The organism is Desulfobaculum senezii, assembly GCF_054657395.1.
The window spans coordinates 607,471-623,012 of sequence record NZ_BAAHYU010000002.1; the positions used below are offsets into that span (position 1 = coordinate 607,471).

The window sequence follows — 15,542 nt, forward strand, 5'->3', positions numbered from 1 at the left end:
ATGCATACATCACTTGATTGTCTGCCGTGTTTTCTGACGCAGGCGCTGAAAGGCGCGCGCCTTGCCGCGCCCGCGCGGGAGGATATTCACCAGCGTGTAGTACAGGAGTGGGCGGCGGAATTTGCCAATTTGGACCTCACCTTGTCGCCCCCGGCATTGGCCGGGCGGCTGTACGCCTTGCTGGCCGACTCTGTTGGCGATGTGGACCCCTTCCGCGGGTACAAGGAGCAATCCAATATGCAGGCCATGCGCCTGCTGCCCCGGCTGGAGGAATTGGTGCGTCAGCAGGCGGACCCGCTGCGGGCCGCCCTTGGCGTGTCCATCATCGGCAACTACATGGACGCGGGCGTCCAGCTGGTGGTGGATGTGGAGGACGCCCTGTCGCGCGAGGATATCGGCGCTGTGGACGACACCACCTACGCCATGCTCCGCCAGCGCCTCACTCCGGGGGCCAGCGTCATGATTCTGGGCGACAACGCCGGGGAAATCGCCTTTGACACCCTGCTGGTCCGCCAGCTGGCCGAGGCCGGGTGCGAGGTGACCTACGTGGTGCGCGGCGTCCCCATCATCAACGACGCCACCATGCAGGACGCGCGCCTTGTGGGTATGACGGACCTGTGCGAGGTGGTCTCCTCGGGCGTGGATACGCCGGGTACGGTGCTGGAGCGCTGCGCGCCGGGCTTTGTGGACCGCATGGCGTCGGTGGATGTGGTGCTGAGTAAGGGGCAGGGCAATTTTGAGGCCCTGCGCGATAATTTTGCCGACGCGTTTTTTGCCTTTAAGGCCAAGTGCCCCAAGGTGGCGGGCCTGTGCGGCGTGCCGCAGGGAACGAGCATGCTGCATTACGAATCCTCCTGACACTCTCAAGGAGACTGCGCCCTGAGCGCCCCGGCATCGTTTGGCGATGCCGGGGCGCTTTTTTTCTGCGCGGCGGCAGTGCGAAAAAATCGCACAGGCGTTGGCGCAGGGGCAGAGATGCGGTAGAATACAAGGTCACTATCCATGCCCAGTATACGGCGTATGGAGCACCAAGGGGAGGCGTATGGCGCGGGTTCTGGTCGTGGACGATGACCCGTTTGTTCGGGACTACATGAAAAATGCCCTGACGCGGCAGGGGCACGACATCACGGCGGCGGCGTCGTGCGAACGGGCGCGTGCGGCCAGCACGGCGCAGGCGTTTGATATTGTTATTTTGGATGTGCGCCTGCCTGATGGCGATGGGCTGGCCATGCTGCCTGCGCTGCGGGGGCGGCATGGCGGGCCGGAAGTCATCGTCCTGACCGGGGCAAACGACCCCGACGTGGCCGAACGCGCCATGCGCGGCGGCGCGTGGGACTTTATCGTCAAGCCCTGCTCGCTGGACCGGATGACGCACTCCCTGCGCCGGGCGCTCCAGTACCGGGGCCAGCGCGATTCGGGCAGTGCGCCGCGCCTGCATGGATGCGACATTGTGGGCAGCAGCCCGGCACTGCGCGAGTGCTTGGAGCAGGCGGCGCGCGCGGCGCAGACGCGGGCGGACGTGCTCATCACCGGCGAAACAGGAACCGGCAAGGATCTCATTGCGCGGTGCATCCACCGCTCATCGGCGCAGGCCAGCCGTCCGTTTGTGGTGGTGGACTGCGCGGCGTTGCCGCAGGGGTTGGCCGAGAGTCTGCTCTTTGGGCATGTGCGCGGCGCGTTCACCGGGGCGGACATGACCCGCGCGGGACTCATCAAGCAGGCGCACGGCGGCACGCTTTTCCTCGACGAGGTGGGGGAGCTGCCCCTTGATGTGCAGTCCACTTTTTTGCGCGTGTTGCAGGAGCGGCGCTTTAGGCCCGTTGGGGCCTCGCACGAGGAGGAGAGCGACTTCCGCCTTATCGCCGCGACCAACCGCGACCTCGACGTGATGACCGCCACGGGCGCGTTCCGCGATGATGTGCTTTTTCGGCTCAAGTCGCTGGTGTTGCGGCTGCCGCCGCTGAGGCACCGGCGTGAGGATATTGCCTCTTTGGCCGTGTATCTGCTGGCGCGGCTGGCGCATGAGGCCGGGGAGCCGGTGAAGGGGGCCAGCCCGGAGTTTTTGGGCGTTTTGGCGGCGTCGGATTGGCCGGGAAATGTGCGCGAACTGCGGCAGGTGCTGGGCGCTGCGGCCCTTGCGGCGGGGAGCGAGCCAACGCTGTACCCGCATCATTTGCCCGTGGAATTCAAGGTCCGGTATGCCCGCTGCGCCGTGGGCGATACTGCGCAGGCCGAGCAATCCGCGCCATGCGGCGGCGATGCGGTGGAGGTGTTTCCCGGTCAGCCGTGGAAGGAGTACCGGCGCATGGTCATGGAGGACGCGGAGCGGCGGTATATTCGCTCGCTGATGGCGTTTGTGGAGGGCGACGCCAAACGGGCCATGGCCCTCTCCGGCCTGAAAAGCGCACGCTTCTACCAACTGTTGCGGCAGTATTGGCGGCGGGAAGGCCTGTAGCGGTTTGCGATTTTTTCGCAATGCAGTGTGATTTTATCGCACTGTGCGCAGTGAGCGCAGGCGGTGTGCAGGGTGCTTCTCTGTAAAATGCTGAAATGCAATGGGTAGAGTATGATCAATATTTGGAACACTTCTTGATGATGCAGTGGCAGGACGTGGCGTTCGCATGCCCGTGTGGTCGCGGGCCGGACCAATAAACCGGAGGGGTCTTCATGTTTAAACACTTGAAGCTCGGCATCAAAATGAGTCTCGGATTCTGTGTGGTCCTTGTGCTCACCGTCGTTGTGGCGATGGTTGGCATTCGGGGCATGTCCGCCGTTGGGGAACGGGTGGTCAAGGCCGACGGGGTCAACCGCATCGTCAAGGACCTGCTTGAAGCGCGCCTGCATGTGACCCAGTACATGATGGACCAGGATGAGGCGTCCAAGGCCGAACAGGCCAAGCTGTTCAAAACAATCCTATCCGACACCAAGGAGCTGCGCTCCATGTTCAGCGATCCCGTGAACATTGAGCAGGCCGACGCCATCACTGACAAGGTGCAAAGCTATTCCGATGTGTTTGAGGAATACGTGTCTCTGCAAGGAGAACGCGATGATATTATGAACACCATGCGCGCCCTTGCGGACCAAGCTCTCATCCAGTGCGAGAAAATCAGCGCCGAACAGAAAAGCAAGTTCCGCGAAATGCAGGAATCCGGAACCGCATCCGTGGCAGAACTCAATGCCAAGCTGGCCAACGCTGATGTGGCGGAAACCTTCATCCAGCAGTTTAAGGATGCCCGCAAGAATGAGAAGGAAGTCATCCTGACTGGTGAGGATCGCTACTTCCAGATGGTGTCGGAAAATGTGGAGTTCATTGTTGGCAAGGCGCAAGAATTGCAAACCATCTTCAAGGACCCTGTGGACATTGAGGCCGCAAAGGGCGTTGAGGAGGCCGTGAGCAAGTATTACGCCTCCTTTAACGAATATGTGAGCAAGATGCGTGAACAGGAGAAAGCCACGGAGCGCATGGTCGCCGCCGCCGAAGAGGCGCGCAGCGTGTGCATTGCGGCGCGCGATGACCAGAAGATGAAGATGGACGCCCAGATGGCGTCGTCCAACTCCATGGTCTTCACCGGCGCTGGTGTGGCGGGTGTTATCGGCATACTGGCCGCCTTCCTCATCACGCGGGCGATTACGGTCCCCGTGCGCAAGGGCGTGCACTTTGCCCAGACCATTGCGCAGGGCGACCTTGATGCAAGCATTGATTTGGAACAGCGCGACGAAATTGGCGCACTGGCCGACGCCCTGAAGAATATGTTGAAGCGTCTGGCTGGAGTGGTGGGCGACGTCCAAAGCGCGGGCGAGAACGTCTCGTCCGGCAGTCAGCAGTTGTCGGCTTCGTCCGAGTCCCTGTCGCAGGGCGCGACGGAACAGGCCGCATCCGTTGAGGAAATCTCCTCCAGTATGGAAGAGATGACCGCCAACATCCGCCAGAATGCGGAAAATGCCCTTGAAACCGAAAAAATGGCCATCCAGTCCGCTACGGACGCCGAAACCGGCGGGAAGGCCGTTATCGACACCGTGGAAGCCATGAAGCAGATTGCCGACAAGATTTCCATCATTGAGGAAATTGCGCGGCAGACCAACCTGCTGGCCCTCAACGCCGCCATTGAGGCCGCCCGCGCGGGCGAGCACGGCAAGGGCTTTGCCGTTGTGGCCGCCGAAGTCCGCAAGCTGGCCGAGCGCAGTGGCGCCGCCGCAGCGGAAATCAGCGAACTGTCGTCCTCCAGTGTGGAAGTGGCCGAACGGGCCGGGAATATGCTGTCCAAGATGGTGCCGGACATCAAGCGCACCGCCGAGCTGGTGCAGGAAATTGCCGCCGCCAGTAACGAGCAGAATTCCGGCGCGGAGCAGATTAATCAGGCCATCCAGCAGCTGGATCAGGTGGTGCAGCAAAACGCCGCCGCAGCCGAGGAAATGGCGTCTACGTCGACGGAACTGTCCAGCCAGGCCGAACAGCTGCAGCAGACCATGGCGTTCTTTAAGCTGAAGAGCAACGGCTCCGGCGCATCCCGCGCGTTGCCGTCGCGTTCGGCAGGTCCCAACCGTCAGCTTAGCGCGGCCAAGCCCATCAGCGGCGGGTCCAAGCCCAAGTCGTCCGGTGGCGGCGGGGCATCCTCCGGTGGGTCCGGCGGCAGCGGCGTCGCCCTTGATATGGACAGTGACGCTGACGACGACTTCGAGCGCTTCTAGTAGTCAGGCATGCGCATACCGCGCAGAGCGTGGCATGGCGACAAAAAAGCGGCCCCGGCACAGATGTGCCGGGGCCGCGTCTCTTTTACAGTGCGCCGCGTTTAGCAGCGGTCGCAGACTTCGTGGAACACAACGCGGTCGTCGTATTCCGCCTGCTTGCCCTTGTTCCAACGGGACACGGGGCGGTAGTACCCGACAATGCGGGTGTAGACCTCGGCGTCCTGACCGCAGGTGGGGCAGGTGAAGTGCTCTCCGGCAATGTACCCATGCTCGTTGCAAATGGAGAACGTGGGCGTAATGGACAGGAAGGGCAGCTTCGTATTGGTGAAGGTTTTGACGATGAAGTTTTTGAGGGCCGTGGTGTCGGAGACGGCTTCACCAAGGTAGGTGTGGAACACCGTACCGCCGGTATACATCGGCTGGAGCATGTCCTGATGCTCCAGAGCGAACACAACATCGTTGGAGATGCCGACGGGCAGGGCCGTGGAGTTGGTGTAGTACGGCACGCCGTTGCCCGAGGAATTGATTTCCTTGTACAGTTGCTTGTCAATCTTGGCGAGGCGGTAGCTGGTGCCCTCGGCCGGGGTGGCTTCCAGATTGTACAGGTGCCCGGTCTCCTCCTGGAAGTGGGAGGTCAGCTCCTGCAGGTGCTCCAGCACGCGCTGCATCAGGCGGGTGCCTGCTTCGGTTTCAATGCCCTTGCCCAGCAGGTTCTGGCAGGCTTCATGGCCGCCTACCAGTCCAATGGTGGAGAAGTGGCCGTCGAAGCCATTTTTCAGGTAGCGCTGGGACCACGGGAACATGCCGCGCTCAAGGTTGTCGTTGATGAGCTTGCGTTTGAACTCCAGCGAGTCGCGCGCCATGGTGGCGTACTCGGTGATGATGTCGAGGAAGTCTTCCTCGCCCTGCGCCAGATAGGCCAGCTTGGGCAGGTTCAGGGTCACCACGCCGATGGAGCCGGTCAGGTCGCCCGCGCCAAACAGCCCGCCGACCTTTTTGCGCAGTTCGCGCAGGTCCATCTTGAGGCGGCAGCACATGGAGCGCACGTCCTCGGGGTCCAGGTCGGAATTAATGAAGTTCTGGAAGTAGGGTACGCCGTACTTGGCCGTCAGCTTCAGGAGCAATTCGCCGATTTCCGATTCCCACGGGAAGTTCGCCGTGATGTTGTACGTGGGGATGGGGAAGGAGAAAATGCGCTTGTGGTAGTCGCCGTCGAGCATAACCTCAAGGAAGGCGCGGTTGATCCAGTCCATCTCCTGCTGGAAGTCACCGTAGGTGGCGTCCTGCAGCTTGCCGCCAATGATGACGGCCTCGTCGCGGATGTGCTTGGGGCAGGCGAGGTCAAAGGTCATGTTCGTGAAGGGGCTTTGGCCGCCCCAGCGCGAGGTGGTGTTCAGGTTGAACACAAACTTCTGCATGGCCTGACGCACCTGCTCGTAGTCCAGCCCGTCGTGACGGATAAAGGGCGCGAGGTAGGTGTCCACGTTGTTGAAGGCCTGCGCCCCGGCCCACTCGTTCTGGAGCGTGCCGAGAAAGTTGACCATCTGCCCAAGGGCGGAGTCAAAATGCCGTGCGGGACCAGCGCAGGAACGGCCCTCAAGGTTGAAGCCCTCCAGCAGCAGGTCGCGCAGGCTCCAGCCTGCGCAGTATCCGGCGAGGCCAAAGGACAGGTCGTGGATGTGAAAATAGCCGTGCTCATGCGCCTGACGGACTTCTTCCGGATACTTCTCCAGCGCATAGCGCGCCTGGATGGAACCGGACAAGTGCAGCATCAGCCCCTGAAAGGAGTGCGACATATTCGCGTTTTCCGCCACGCGCCAATCCGCCTTCGACAGGTAGGTGTCGATGGTGTCCTTGACGTCCAGATACGCGTTGTCATGGGCGCGCAGTTCGCGGCGGCGTTCACGGTAGATGATATATTTCTTGGCAACCCCGTACATGCGGGATTCCATCAGGACCTGCTCCACGAGGTCCTGCACGTGCTCTTGCTCGGCGACTTCGATGCCGCTCAGCTTGGATTCGACCTTACGAGCCAGTCGCTTGGAGAGCAGCGGATCCTTCACCCCGTTGGCTTGCAGCGCCTTCAGGATGGCACTCGCAATCCGCTCCAGTGACCACGTCTCCATGCATCCGTCCCGTTTCAGAATCTGTCTGGGCATCTGACGTCCTCCGAGGTTCTATGTATTTTTGTTCGGTGAGGGGGAAGCCGGCGGGCAGGTACCCGCGGACCGTTTCGATGTCCGTATCGGTGAGCAGGGGCACCCGGGTGGTGCGGAAATAAAAGCGCCCGGGGTTGTCCTGCGCCATGGCGAAAATACGCTCAACATTGTGCTGCGCCGTTTCGGCGGAGACGGCGTTGCCGGTAAGGGCCGGGTATTTTTCGTAGGGGCCTTTGACGTCCACGGCAAAGGTGGTGACGTAGCCCGTCGCCAGCATGTCGGCCACCACGCCGGGATTCATGGCGTTGGTGTCGAGCTTGATGGCATAGCCCAGTGCGTGAATGTCGGCGAGGATGGTCTCCAGACCGTCCACGGTGGTGGGTTCGCCGCCGGTGATGGTGATGCCGTCCAGCCATTTGGTGCGGTTTTGCAAAAAGCGCATCATGGCGGAGTGGTCGAGGGTTGGCAGCGTTTCGTGGTGCCATGCCATGGTGGCATTGTGGCAGGTGGGGCAATGCAAATTGCACCCGCCAAGAAAGATGACACAGCAGGTTTTGCCCGGCCAGTCGCACAAGCTAAAGCGTTCAAAGCCACGAACGGATTTCCAGGGTTGCATGTACTGCATTCCTAACGCGTTGGAGAGTTAGACACGAAGCCGCCACGCGCCGCGTTGGCGCTTCGTTTTCTTTAGAGTGCTTCGGACCGTGGTCTGGCTTCCCGCGGGGCTGCTGGGTGGCGGTGTGGTGGTCGCCATGTCCGCCAGCGGCGGCGCGGGTTACAGGGGCAGAACCGCCCCGGATTCGCACCGGGTTCACCAGTGCCGAAACGCCTCGAAGAGGAAGAAAATCAGTAGTAATTTGAAGTGCTTATGAAAAGCAGATAATTTCTAGAAGCATAGTCCAAAAGCGCCATGAGGTAAAGGGGTGTTGGAAAACTGACGGGTTAGTCGAAAACGCAAGTATTTCATGCGTTTTAGAAAAAATGGGCCCAAAAGGGGTGAAAATCCACATGGTTGTCCACAAGGTATATTTCTTAACATGCCGGAATAGCAGGGGATAAACTTTGGCGTGTGGAAAGTGTAAGATTGCCGACAGCGCCCTGCGCGCCGAAGGTGCAGGAAAGTGCGCGCGCGGCGGGCATGGATGGTGCGCACTCCGGATGGGTGTGGATGGTTTTGTCTGATTGTGGGGGAGAGTGGAGGGTGTTGAAAAGCATTCTCAACGGGGAGCTGTTGATGACCACGCAGGAAAAAGTGTCATAAATCAAGGCGGCCTGTGCGCTGCGTAGGCCTTTGGGCCGAGGCCGGGCGGTGTGGACAAGTCCGCAACGTATTGGAATAGCACTGTTCTTGTGGATGGAGGGAGCAGGGGGTGGCGTAAGCCACCGCCGGACAGGCAGATTTGGCCGAAACATTGACAAAAAACGGTATGTATATTCTATACTAGGGAACGTCTGGAATTCCCGTGTGTTTGTAAATGTAGGGCGCGGGATGGACAGGCGTTGTGTGATGGCGTGCATGGGAGGCGCTTGCAGAGGTGCGGGGCAATTCTGCAAACACGGCATGGCCAAGGCAGTTATGGATGATGAAATAAAGCGTGGGAAAGAGGGGGCTGGCAAGGCCAGTGCGGCGCAGCGCAATGCGGGGCTGCCGCCACTGGAGATACTGCTGGTCGAGGACAATCCGGTCAATCAGACCGTGGTGCTGATGATTCTCAAACGGGAAGGGCACCGCGTTACAACTGTGGGCGACGGCCAACAGGCACTGGATATTCTGTGCACGCAGCGTTTTGACGTGGTGCTTATGGACATCCGTATGCCGGGGATGAATGGGGACGAGGCCACGCGCCGCATCCGGACGCAGGAATCCGGGGTGCTGGACTGCGATATTCCTATCATTGCCATGACGGCCTACAGCACCAACGAGGATGTGGAACGCTTCCTTGGTGCAGGGATGGACGCCTTTGTGGGCAAGCCCATGACGTGGGAGACGGTGACCCAAACCATTCGCGAGACATTGCGCGGCAAAGGGCGTTTGGAATAGCGCCCATGCCTGTGGGAGGACCCACGCATAATGCCCCGAGCAGGAGACTGTTCGGGGCATTATGCGTTTTGGGTGTAGGCTGCGTTGCCGTCCGTGTTGCTTAGGCCAACAGGCGGTCCAGCAGCCAGTTTACATGCTCACGCGTGATGGACAGCGGGTTGGCCTTGGTGGACCCGGAGACCAGCACCTCTTCAATAACGGCGTCGCGGTCGGCAAGCGTTTGCCCGGAAAAGGGGTTCTGGATGCCAAAGTGCGCCAGCAGGGCGTGGACGGTTTCCAGCAGGTCTGCGCCGATGGCCTCGCTCATTTCCGTATATTGCGCGCCCATGGTGTCGCGGTTCAGCTCAATGGCAACAGGCAGGCAGACGCCACAGGTCAGGCCGTGGGGCTGGTGGAAGCGCGCGCCCAGCGGGTGCGCAAGGCCGTGGACCACCCCAAGGCGCGAGGAGGCAAAGCCCACCCCGGCAAGGAAGCTCCCAAGCAGGATGCCCTCGGCATGGGGGAGAGGAATCTCTCCGTCGGTGGCGGCATCATACGCGCGGGGCAGGTGCTCCGCGAGGAGGGTAAGTCCACGCAGGGCCAGCGTTTGCGAGAACCACGTGGCGTATCTGCTGGTGTAGGATTCAATGGCCTGCGTCATGGCGTCCAGACCCGACGATGCCACGACCTTGGCCGGGCATCCGGTAAGAAGCTCGGCGTCCAGCAGCACCACTTGCGCGGTCATGGTGGGGCTGCGGAAGGACTTTTTGACGCCCGTTTCGGTGTTGGTCAGCACCGAGACGGGCGTTGCTTCGGAGCCGGTGCCCGCCGTGGTGGGGGCGGCGATAAAGGGCAGGGTGTCGCCAATGATGGCCGCGCCATCGTGGTACTGCTGGACATCGCCGGACTGGTGGTAAAGCCCGGCGCAGCCTTTGGCGATATCCAGCACGCTGCCGCCGCCTACAGCGGCAATCCAGTCCGCGCCGTGCTCGCGCGCCGCGCAGAGCAGGTCGGCAAGCTGATGGAGGGTGGGCTCGCCGCCGGGGTGCTGCCATGCGCGGCAATCCATGTCGCCGGGGCAGTCCCCAAGCAGGCGGGCCAGCGCGCCGGATGCGGCAAAGCTCGCCCCATGGACAAGAACGCCCCGTGGCCCAAACCGCGCCGCATGGGTCAAGAGCGAGGATAGCGCTCCGGGGGCGGTGGCGGTGGTGCGGGGCGTGCTGAGCAGCTGGGGCAATTGCATAAGGGGCATAACGTCTCCTTCATCGTCAGGGCGGCGGTGGTGCAGGGCGCGCCGGCATGGGCGCGGCATTGACCGCCGGGGATTCGATTAGAAATTGGGCAGAAACCATCGCAGGAATTCGCGGGCATCGCAAATGCGCCTGCCATAGAAAAAACCGATACAAGATCGTAATAATCTTGTGAAAAGCGGGGAAATCATATAAGGGCACCGCAGGCGGGCGTGGAATTTCCCGCCAAGAGGATGCAGGGCATCCTCTGTGTTGCAGTGTAATGGAGGCCGCGGCGTGTGGGGTTCAAGCCGCGGTACGAGAGTCGAGAACGGAGTCCCGTTTGAAACAACCGATTGGAGGGTTTCTGATGGCCAAGAGATTTCTTACCGCTCTTCTGGTCCTGCTGATGGCTGCCAGTGCTAGCGTCGCCTTTGCCGGTGACTGCCTGAACCGTGGTCAGCTTGACGAAATGTATTGTGACGAGGACGGCGACCTGGTGGCGGATAGCCCCAAGGACGAGTCCGAATGGCTCGACCCGAGCACCCTGGTCTTTACCTACACGCCTGTCGAAGATCCCGCAGTGTACAGGGATGCCTTTGCCGATTTCCAGGCCTACCTTGAGAAAGCCACCGGCAAGCGCGTTGTGTACTACACCGTGCAGTCCAACGCCGCCGAAGTTGAGGCCATGCGTTCCGGCCGCCTGCACATCGCTGGCTTCTCCACCGGCCCCACCGGCTTTGCCGTGAATCTGGCCGGCTTTGTACCCATGGCCGTTAAGGGCTACGCCGACGGCTTCCAGGGCTACAACCTCATCATGATCGTCCGCGCCGACAGCCCCTACAAGAAGCTGGAGGACCTGAAGGGCAAGGTCGTGGCGCACACGTCCGCTTCCTCCAATTCCGGCAACCTCGCTCCCCGCGCGCTCTTCCCCAAGGAAGGCCTTGTCCCGGACAAGGACTACCGCGTGATGTACTCCGGCAAGCATGACCAGTCCATCATGGGCGTTGCCCACGGTGACTACGACGCCGCCCCCGTTGCCTCCGACGTGTTCGACCGCATGGCCGAAGCTGGCCGCATCGACCGCGACGACTTCCGCATCATTTACCGCAGCGCCAAGTTCCCCACCTCTTCCTTTGGCTACGCGCACAACCTGAAGCCCGAGCTGGTGCAGAAGATTGTTGGCGCGTTCCACACGTACCGCTTCCCGCCTTCCATGCAGGAAAACTTCAAGGGCGCCGACCGCTTCTATCCCGTCACCTACATGGCTGACTGGAAGATCATCCGCGACATCGCGGAATCCACCGGCACCTACTACAACAAGGATGGCCTGAAGAAGATGGCCGCCAAGGAAGCCGCCAAGAGGGCGAAGAAAAAGAACTAAACCCGATCGCCTTCTGGCGTGACGGAGTGAAAACCCGGAAAGGCCAAGGCCTTTCCGGGTTCATACGTGTAAAGAACTGGAACAGCGTACCTATGAATAATGACTCAGAGCGCTCCTTGCGCATCGACAACCTGGTAAAGGAATACGTAGCGGGAAAGCCTGTATTGAAAGGCATTTCCTTTGAAGTGAGCGGACGCTCCACCACGGCCATCATTGGTCCGTCCGGTACGGGCAAGTCCACCCTCATCCGCTGCATCAACAGGCTCATCGATCCCACCAGCGGCAGCATCAGCATCTCCGGCCTGGACATCACCAACCTCTCCGGCAGCAACCTGCGCGCCGCCCGCCGCCGCATCGGCATGGTGTTTCAGGAGTTCAACCTCGTTGAGCGTCTGTCCGTGATGGAAAACGTGCTGTGTGGCCGCCTTGGCTACCTGCCTGTGTGGCGTGCATGGCTGCGCAAGTACCCTAAGGACGACATCGAAAGGGCATTCCACCTGCTGGACAGCGTGGGCCTGCTGGAGTTCGCCAACGAGCGCGCGGACAGCCTGTCCGGCGGCCAGCGCCAGCGTGTGGGCATTGCCCGCGCCCTGATGCAGGACCCGCACATCCTGCTCGCCGACGAGCCGACCTCCTCGCTGGACCCCAAGACCTCCGTGGAAATTATGGAACTGCTCAGCAAAGTCTGTACGGACCGCAATATTCCTCTGGTGGTCAATATCCACGACGTGAACCTCGGCAAGCGCTTTGCCGACCGCATTGTGGGTATGAGCAAGGGCCACGTCGTCTTTGACGGCGCTCCCGATGCCCTCGGTACTGAGCATCTTCAGGAAATTTACGGCGGCAAGGATTGGCTGCAATGAGTTCGGTGGCAGAGCGAAGGGAAACGCCCTTCAAACCAAATTGGTGGGCGCGGCTGGGCTACCTGCTGGCCATTGCCTATGCGCTGTATGCCATGTCGTATCTGGACATTACGTGGGGCCGCTTTATTCAGGGCTTTTCCAATGCCGCAAGCTTGCTTGGCGAAATGGTTCCGCCCAATTTTGAGCGCTGGCAGCTCTTGGTCCGCAATATGCTCGAGACCATCCAGATTGCCGTCATTGCCTCGGCGTTTGGCGTGCTGTTCTCCCTGCCCATTGGCCTGTGCTCCGCCCGCAACCTGATGCCCGACTGGCTGACCTGGCCCGCGCGGACGGTGATTTGCATCTGCCGTTCGTTCCACCCGGTCATCTTCGCCATCCTGTTCGTGAAGGCTGTGGGCTTTGGTCCGCTGGCTGGCATCCTGACGCTGATTTTCGCGTCCATCGGCTTCATCGGCAAACTGTTCGCTGAAGCCATCGAGGAAATCAGCCTCAAGCCCGTGGAAGCCGTCCGCGCGTCCGGCGCACCGTTTATGAGCGTGCTCATCTTTGCGGTGCTGCCGCAGGTGTTCAACCGTTTCGTTGGCTTCTCCTCGTATCAGTTCGACGCCAACCTGCGTAACTCCACGATGGTCGGCATCGTTGGCGCTGGCGGTATCGGCGGCACCCTGTTCGCCGCGTTCCAGCGCTTTGACTACGACTTCCTCGCCGCGATCCTGATCTCTATCATCGCCTTGATCATGGTATCGGAATTTCTGTCGGTGAAAGTGAAGGCAATGTTCCGATGAATGATATGATGAAATGGGAACGGTTCACCCCGGCCGAGCGTCTGACTCGGTTCACGTTCTATCTGTGTGCGGTGGCGCTCTTTATGTGGTCCGTCAGGACCGTTGAAGTCATCCCGGAGTTCCTCTACGACGCGCCCGCGCAGGTGCAGGACCTCTTTAACCGCATGTGGCCGCTTGATGTGGCGTACTATCCCGTGGGATTGCATGTTCCCCTGATGGAAACCCTGCACATCGCCACGCTGGGTACACTGCTGGCTATTGTGCTGGCCGTGCCCGTCGGCCTCATGGGTGCCAACAACATCACCAAGATGCCCCTGCTGAACTGGCTGGCTAAGCTGATCCTCGTGTCCTCGCGTACAGTGAACTCCCTCGTGTGGGCGCTCCTGTTCGTGGCCATGTTCGGCCCCGGCGCGCTGGCTGGCGCAGTCGCCATCGGCTTCAGGTCCGTCGGCTTCTGCGGCAAGCTCATCGCCGAAGCGCTGGAAGAGGCCAAAGAAGGCCCCGTCGAAGCTCTGAAAGCCGCGGGCGCCCCGTGGCCTACAGTGCTCCTCAAGGGCTACTGGCCGCAGGTCGCCCCCGCATTCTGGGGCATCCTGCTCTTCCGCTGGGACATCAACGTCCGTGAATCCGCAGTCATCGGCCTTGTCGGTGCCGGCGGCATCGGCATGGCACTGGATACGGCCCTCAACCTCTTTGAGTGGGACCGAGTGGGCGTTATCCTGCTGTGCATCTTCACCATAGTTATCCTTGCGGAAATCTTCGTCACGAATATCCGTAAGCGCATCATCTAATCCGCGCCGCCTCAGGGCGCAGATACCGATTCTCCAGCGGGGAGAGGACACCAGTCCTCTCCCCGCTTTTTTTTGACCGTACGCCCCAACGCGTGCCTGCGCCGTGCGTATTTTTTGTCTCCGACGGCGTAAGGGAATGATTCCCTTACGAATCCCCATATGGTGGGCGGCGCGTGGTGGACTGTTATGAATAGCGCGCCACACGCCCATCTCCCACCCCCCTCTGAGAGGATTGTTAAGGATGAAATCCGTAACCCACCGGAGGAAACAGAAGAGAGGCGCCACCACCAACGTACGCCCCAACGCGTGCCTGCGCCGTGCGTATTTTTTGTCTCCGACGGCGTAAGGGAGTGACTCCCTTACGAATCCCCACATGGAGGGCCGAGCGCGGTGGACTGTTATGAATAGCGCGCCACACGCCCATCTCCCACCCCCCCTGAGAGGATTGTTAAGGATGAAATCCTTAACCCACCGGAGGTAACAGAAGTGAGGCGCCACCACCAACGTACGCCCCAGCGCGTGCCTGCGCCGCGCGAATTTTTGTCTCCGACGGCGTAAGGGAGTGACTCCCTTACGAATCCCCATATGGTGGGCGGAGCGTGGTGGACTGGAATTAAGCAGTGCGCCACACGCCCATCTCCCATCCCCCATGAGAGGATTGTTAAGCAATCGTATTGGCAATCAAGCGTTAAGTGCAGGATCCCAAGGTTTTCCCGTCCGTAAAATCGCATTGCAAATCACGAGAAGCTTCCTTGCACAGGCAGTGAGGGCGACCTTTTTAGGTTTGCCCGCATCGCAAAGACGCTGGTAGAAGGCTCGAATTGCAGGGTTCCAGACAGTCGCTGAGATTGCGCTCATGTAAAGGGCGCTACGTACTTTTATTCGTCCTCCCCAAACGCAACGTTGCCCCGTTTTCTTGCCGCTATCCCTGTTGAATGGTGCCAGGCCTGCTAGAGAAGCTGCTTGCTTCGGCGTTAACGTCCCCAACTCAGGAAAGAAAGCAAGAAGAGTCGCAGAGGTTACTGACGAAATCCCTTTCGTGGTTTCAAGCAACGTTGCCTTATCGCTAAAATCTTTGTCACTGAGAATGTGTTTCTTGATTTCAAGTGACAAACTCTTTTCTTGCGTTCTTAGAGTAGCAATGACGTCTTCAATATAAGGGCGCACATCAGACGAAGCTCGCTGCAAGCGAACGCGCTCCCGGGAAAGGATTTCGACGACCTGCCGACGACGGTTAACTAGAGTTTCCAGCTTGCGCTGAGTTGCCCGGACTTTTTGATTTTCCCGGACAGGGACGACTTCCCCAAACTGAACAAGAACAAGAGCATCAATACGATCCGTCTTCGCCAACACTCCGAGGCTCCGGGCAAAGTCACGCACACGGCGAGGATTCACAACAGCGACGGGAATGCCTTGCTCCATCAAAAAATCTGCGGCGTCAGACTCATATCCACCTGTCGCTTCCACGATGACGAGCTCAACATTATGCGCTTCTGCCGTCTCAACGATTTGCTGAAAACCCGAAGGGGTATTTTCAACAGTGGACGTGCTGTCGTCACCAGAAATGGCGACATCAAGCTTGGCCTTCGATACGTCAATGCCCATGGTGCGTTTCATCGTAG

Annotated in this window: 12 protein-coding genes; 8 read left to right on the plus strand and 4 right to left on the minus strand. The window is 60.3% G+C overall.

All coding sequences use genetic code 11. The features are described 5' to 3' along the window. The 3 genes from ACYQ2T_RS03460 (at position 1) to ACYQ2T_RS03470 (ending at position 4,689) form a co-directional block, all read left to right on the plus strand. Entirely contained in the window at positions 1-858 is an 858-nt protein-coding gene (locus ACYQ2T_RS03460; protein WP_459898464.1) for a damage-control phosphatase ARMT1 family protein, read from the plus strand. Positions 859-1,042: 184 nt separating this feature from the next. After that, a complete protein-coding gene (locus ACYQ2T_RS03465) occupies positions 1,043-2,455 on the plus strand; it encodes a sigma-54-dependent transcriptional regulator (RefSeq protein ID WP_459898466.1) in 1,413 nt (470 codons plus the stop codon). A gap of 212 nt (positions 2,456-2,667) precedes the next feature. After that, positions 2,668-4,689 carry a methyl-accepting chemotaxis protein gene (locus tag ACYQ2T_RS03470; RefSeq protein ID WP_459898468.1) on the plus strand — a complete coding sequence of 674 codons (2,022 nt, stop codon included), beginning with the start codon at positions 2,668-2,670 and terminating at the stop codon, positions 4,687-4,689. 101 nt (positions 4,690-4,790) lie between these two features. Here ACYQ2T_RS03470 and ACYQ2T_RS03475 read toward each other — a convergent pair whose 3' ends face one another. Together ACYQ2T_RS03475 and ACYQ2T_RS03480 are read right to left on the minus strand one after the other, a co-directional pair. Beyond that, the gene (locus ACYQ2T_RS03475) at positions 4,791-6,815 is read right to left on the minus strand and encodes a ribonucleoside triphosphate reductase (protein WP_459900081.1); all 2,025 of its coding nucleotides are present in this window, start codon (positions 6,813-6,815) and stop codon (positions 4,791-4,793) included. Continuing rightward, positions 6,715-7,464: an anaerobic ribonucleoside-triphosphate reductase activating protein gene (locus ACYQ2T_RS03480; protein ID WP_459898470.1), complete on the minus strand. Its 750-nt coding sequence runs from the start codon at positions 7,462-7,464 to the stop codon at positions 6,715-6,717. Before ACYQ2T_RS03480 ends, ACYQ2T_RS03475 begins: the two co-directional genes overlap by 101 nt. A 945-nt stretch (positions 7,465-8,409) precedes the next feature. On the opposite strand from ACYQ2T_RS03480, the gene ACYQ2T_RS03485 reads away from it, so the two are divergent. Further along, positions 8,410-8,889 (plus strand): response regulator, encoded by a 480-nt coding sequence (locus ACYQ2T_RS03485; protein ID WP_459898472.1) that lies wholly within the window; start codon positions 8,410-8,412, stop codon positions 8,887-8,889. A 100-nt stretch (positions 8,890-8,989) separates the two neighbouring features. Here the strand turns inward: ACYQ2T_RS03485 and ACYQ2T_RS03490 are convergent, their stop codons facing one another. Beyond that, positions 8,990-10,120, minus strand: a complete 1,131-nt coding sequence (locus ACYQ2T_RS03490; RefSeq protein ID WP_459898474.1) for an iron-containing alcohol dehydrogenase family protein — start codon at positions 10,118-10,120, stop codon at positions 8,990-8,992. A gap of 347 nt (positions 10,121-10,467) precedes the next feature. Between ACYQ2T_RS03490 and phnD the strand changes: the two genes are divergently transcribed. The 4 genes from phnD to phnE (ACYQ2T_RS03510) all read left to right on the plus strand — a co-directional run bounded on the left by phnD (position 10,468) and on the right by phnE (ACYQ2T_RS03510) (position 13,920). After that, on the plus strand, positions 10,468-11,481 hold the full coding sequence (gene phnD / locus ACYQ2T_RS03495) for a phosphate/phosphite/phosphonate ABC transporter substrate-binding protein (RefSeq protein ID WP_459898475.1): 1,014 nt from the start codon (positions 10,468-10,470) through the stop codon (positions 11,479-11,481). A gap of 92 nt (positions 11,482-11,573) precedes the next feature. Beyond that, positions 11,574-12,344, plus strand: a complete 771-nt coding sequence (gene phnC / locus ACYQ2T_RS03500) for a phosphonate ABC transporter ATP-binding protein (RefSeq protein ID WP_459898477.1) — start codon at positions 11,574-11,576, stop codon at positions 12,342-12,344. Beyond that, positions 12,341-13,129 carry a phosphonate ABC transporter, permease protein PhnE gene (phnE, locus tag ACYQ2T_RS03505; RefSeq protein WP_459898479.1) on the plus strand — a complete coding sequence of 263 codons (789 nt, stop codon included), beginning with the start codon at positions 12,341-12,343 and terminating at the stop codon, positions 13,127-13,129. Before phnC ends, phnE (ACYQ2T_RS03505) begins: the two co-directional genes overlap by 4 nt. Continuing rightward, a complete protein-coding gene (gene phnE, locus ACYQ2T_RS03510; RefSeq protein WP_459898480.1) occupies positions 13,126-13,920 on the plus strand; it encodes a phosphonate ABC transporter, permease protein PhnE in 795 nt (264 codons plus the stop codon). Before phnE (ACYQ2T_RS03505) ends, phnE (ACYQ2T_RS03510) begins: the two co-directional genes overlap by 4 nt. Before the next feature lie 681 nt (positions 13,921-14,601). Here the strand turns inward: phnE (ACYQ2T_RS03510) and ACYQ2T_RS03515 are convergent. Then, entirely contained in the window at positions 14,602-15,537 is a 936-nt protein-coding gene (locus ACYQ2T_RS03515) for an IS110 family RNA-guided transposase (RefSeq protein ID WP_459898185.1), read from the minus strand. Positions 15,538-15,542: the final 5 nt, after the last annotated feature.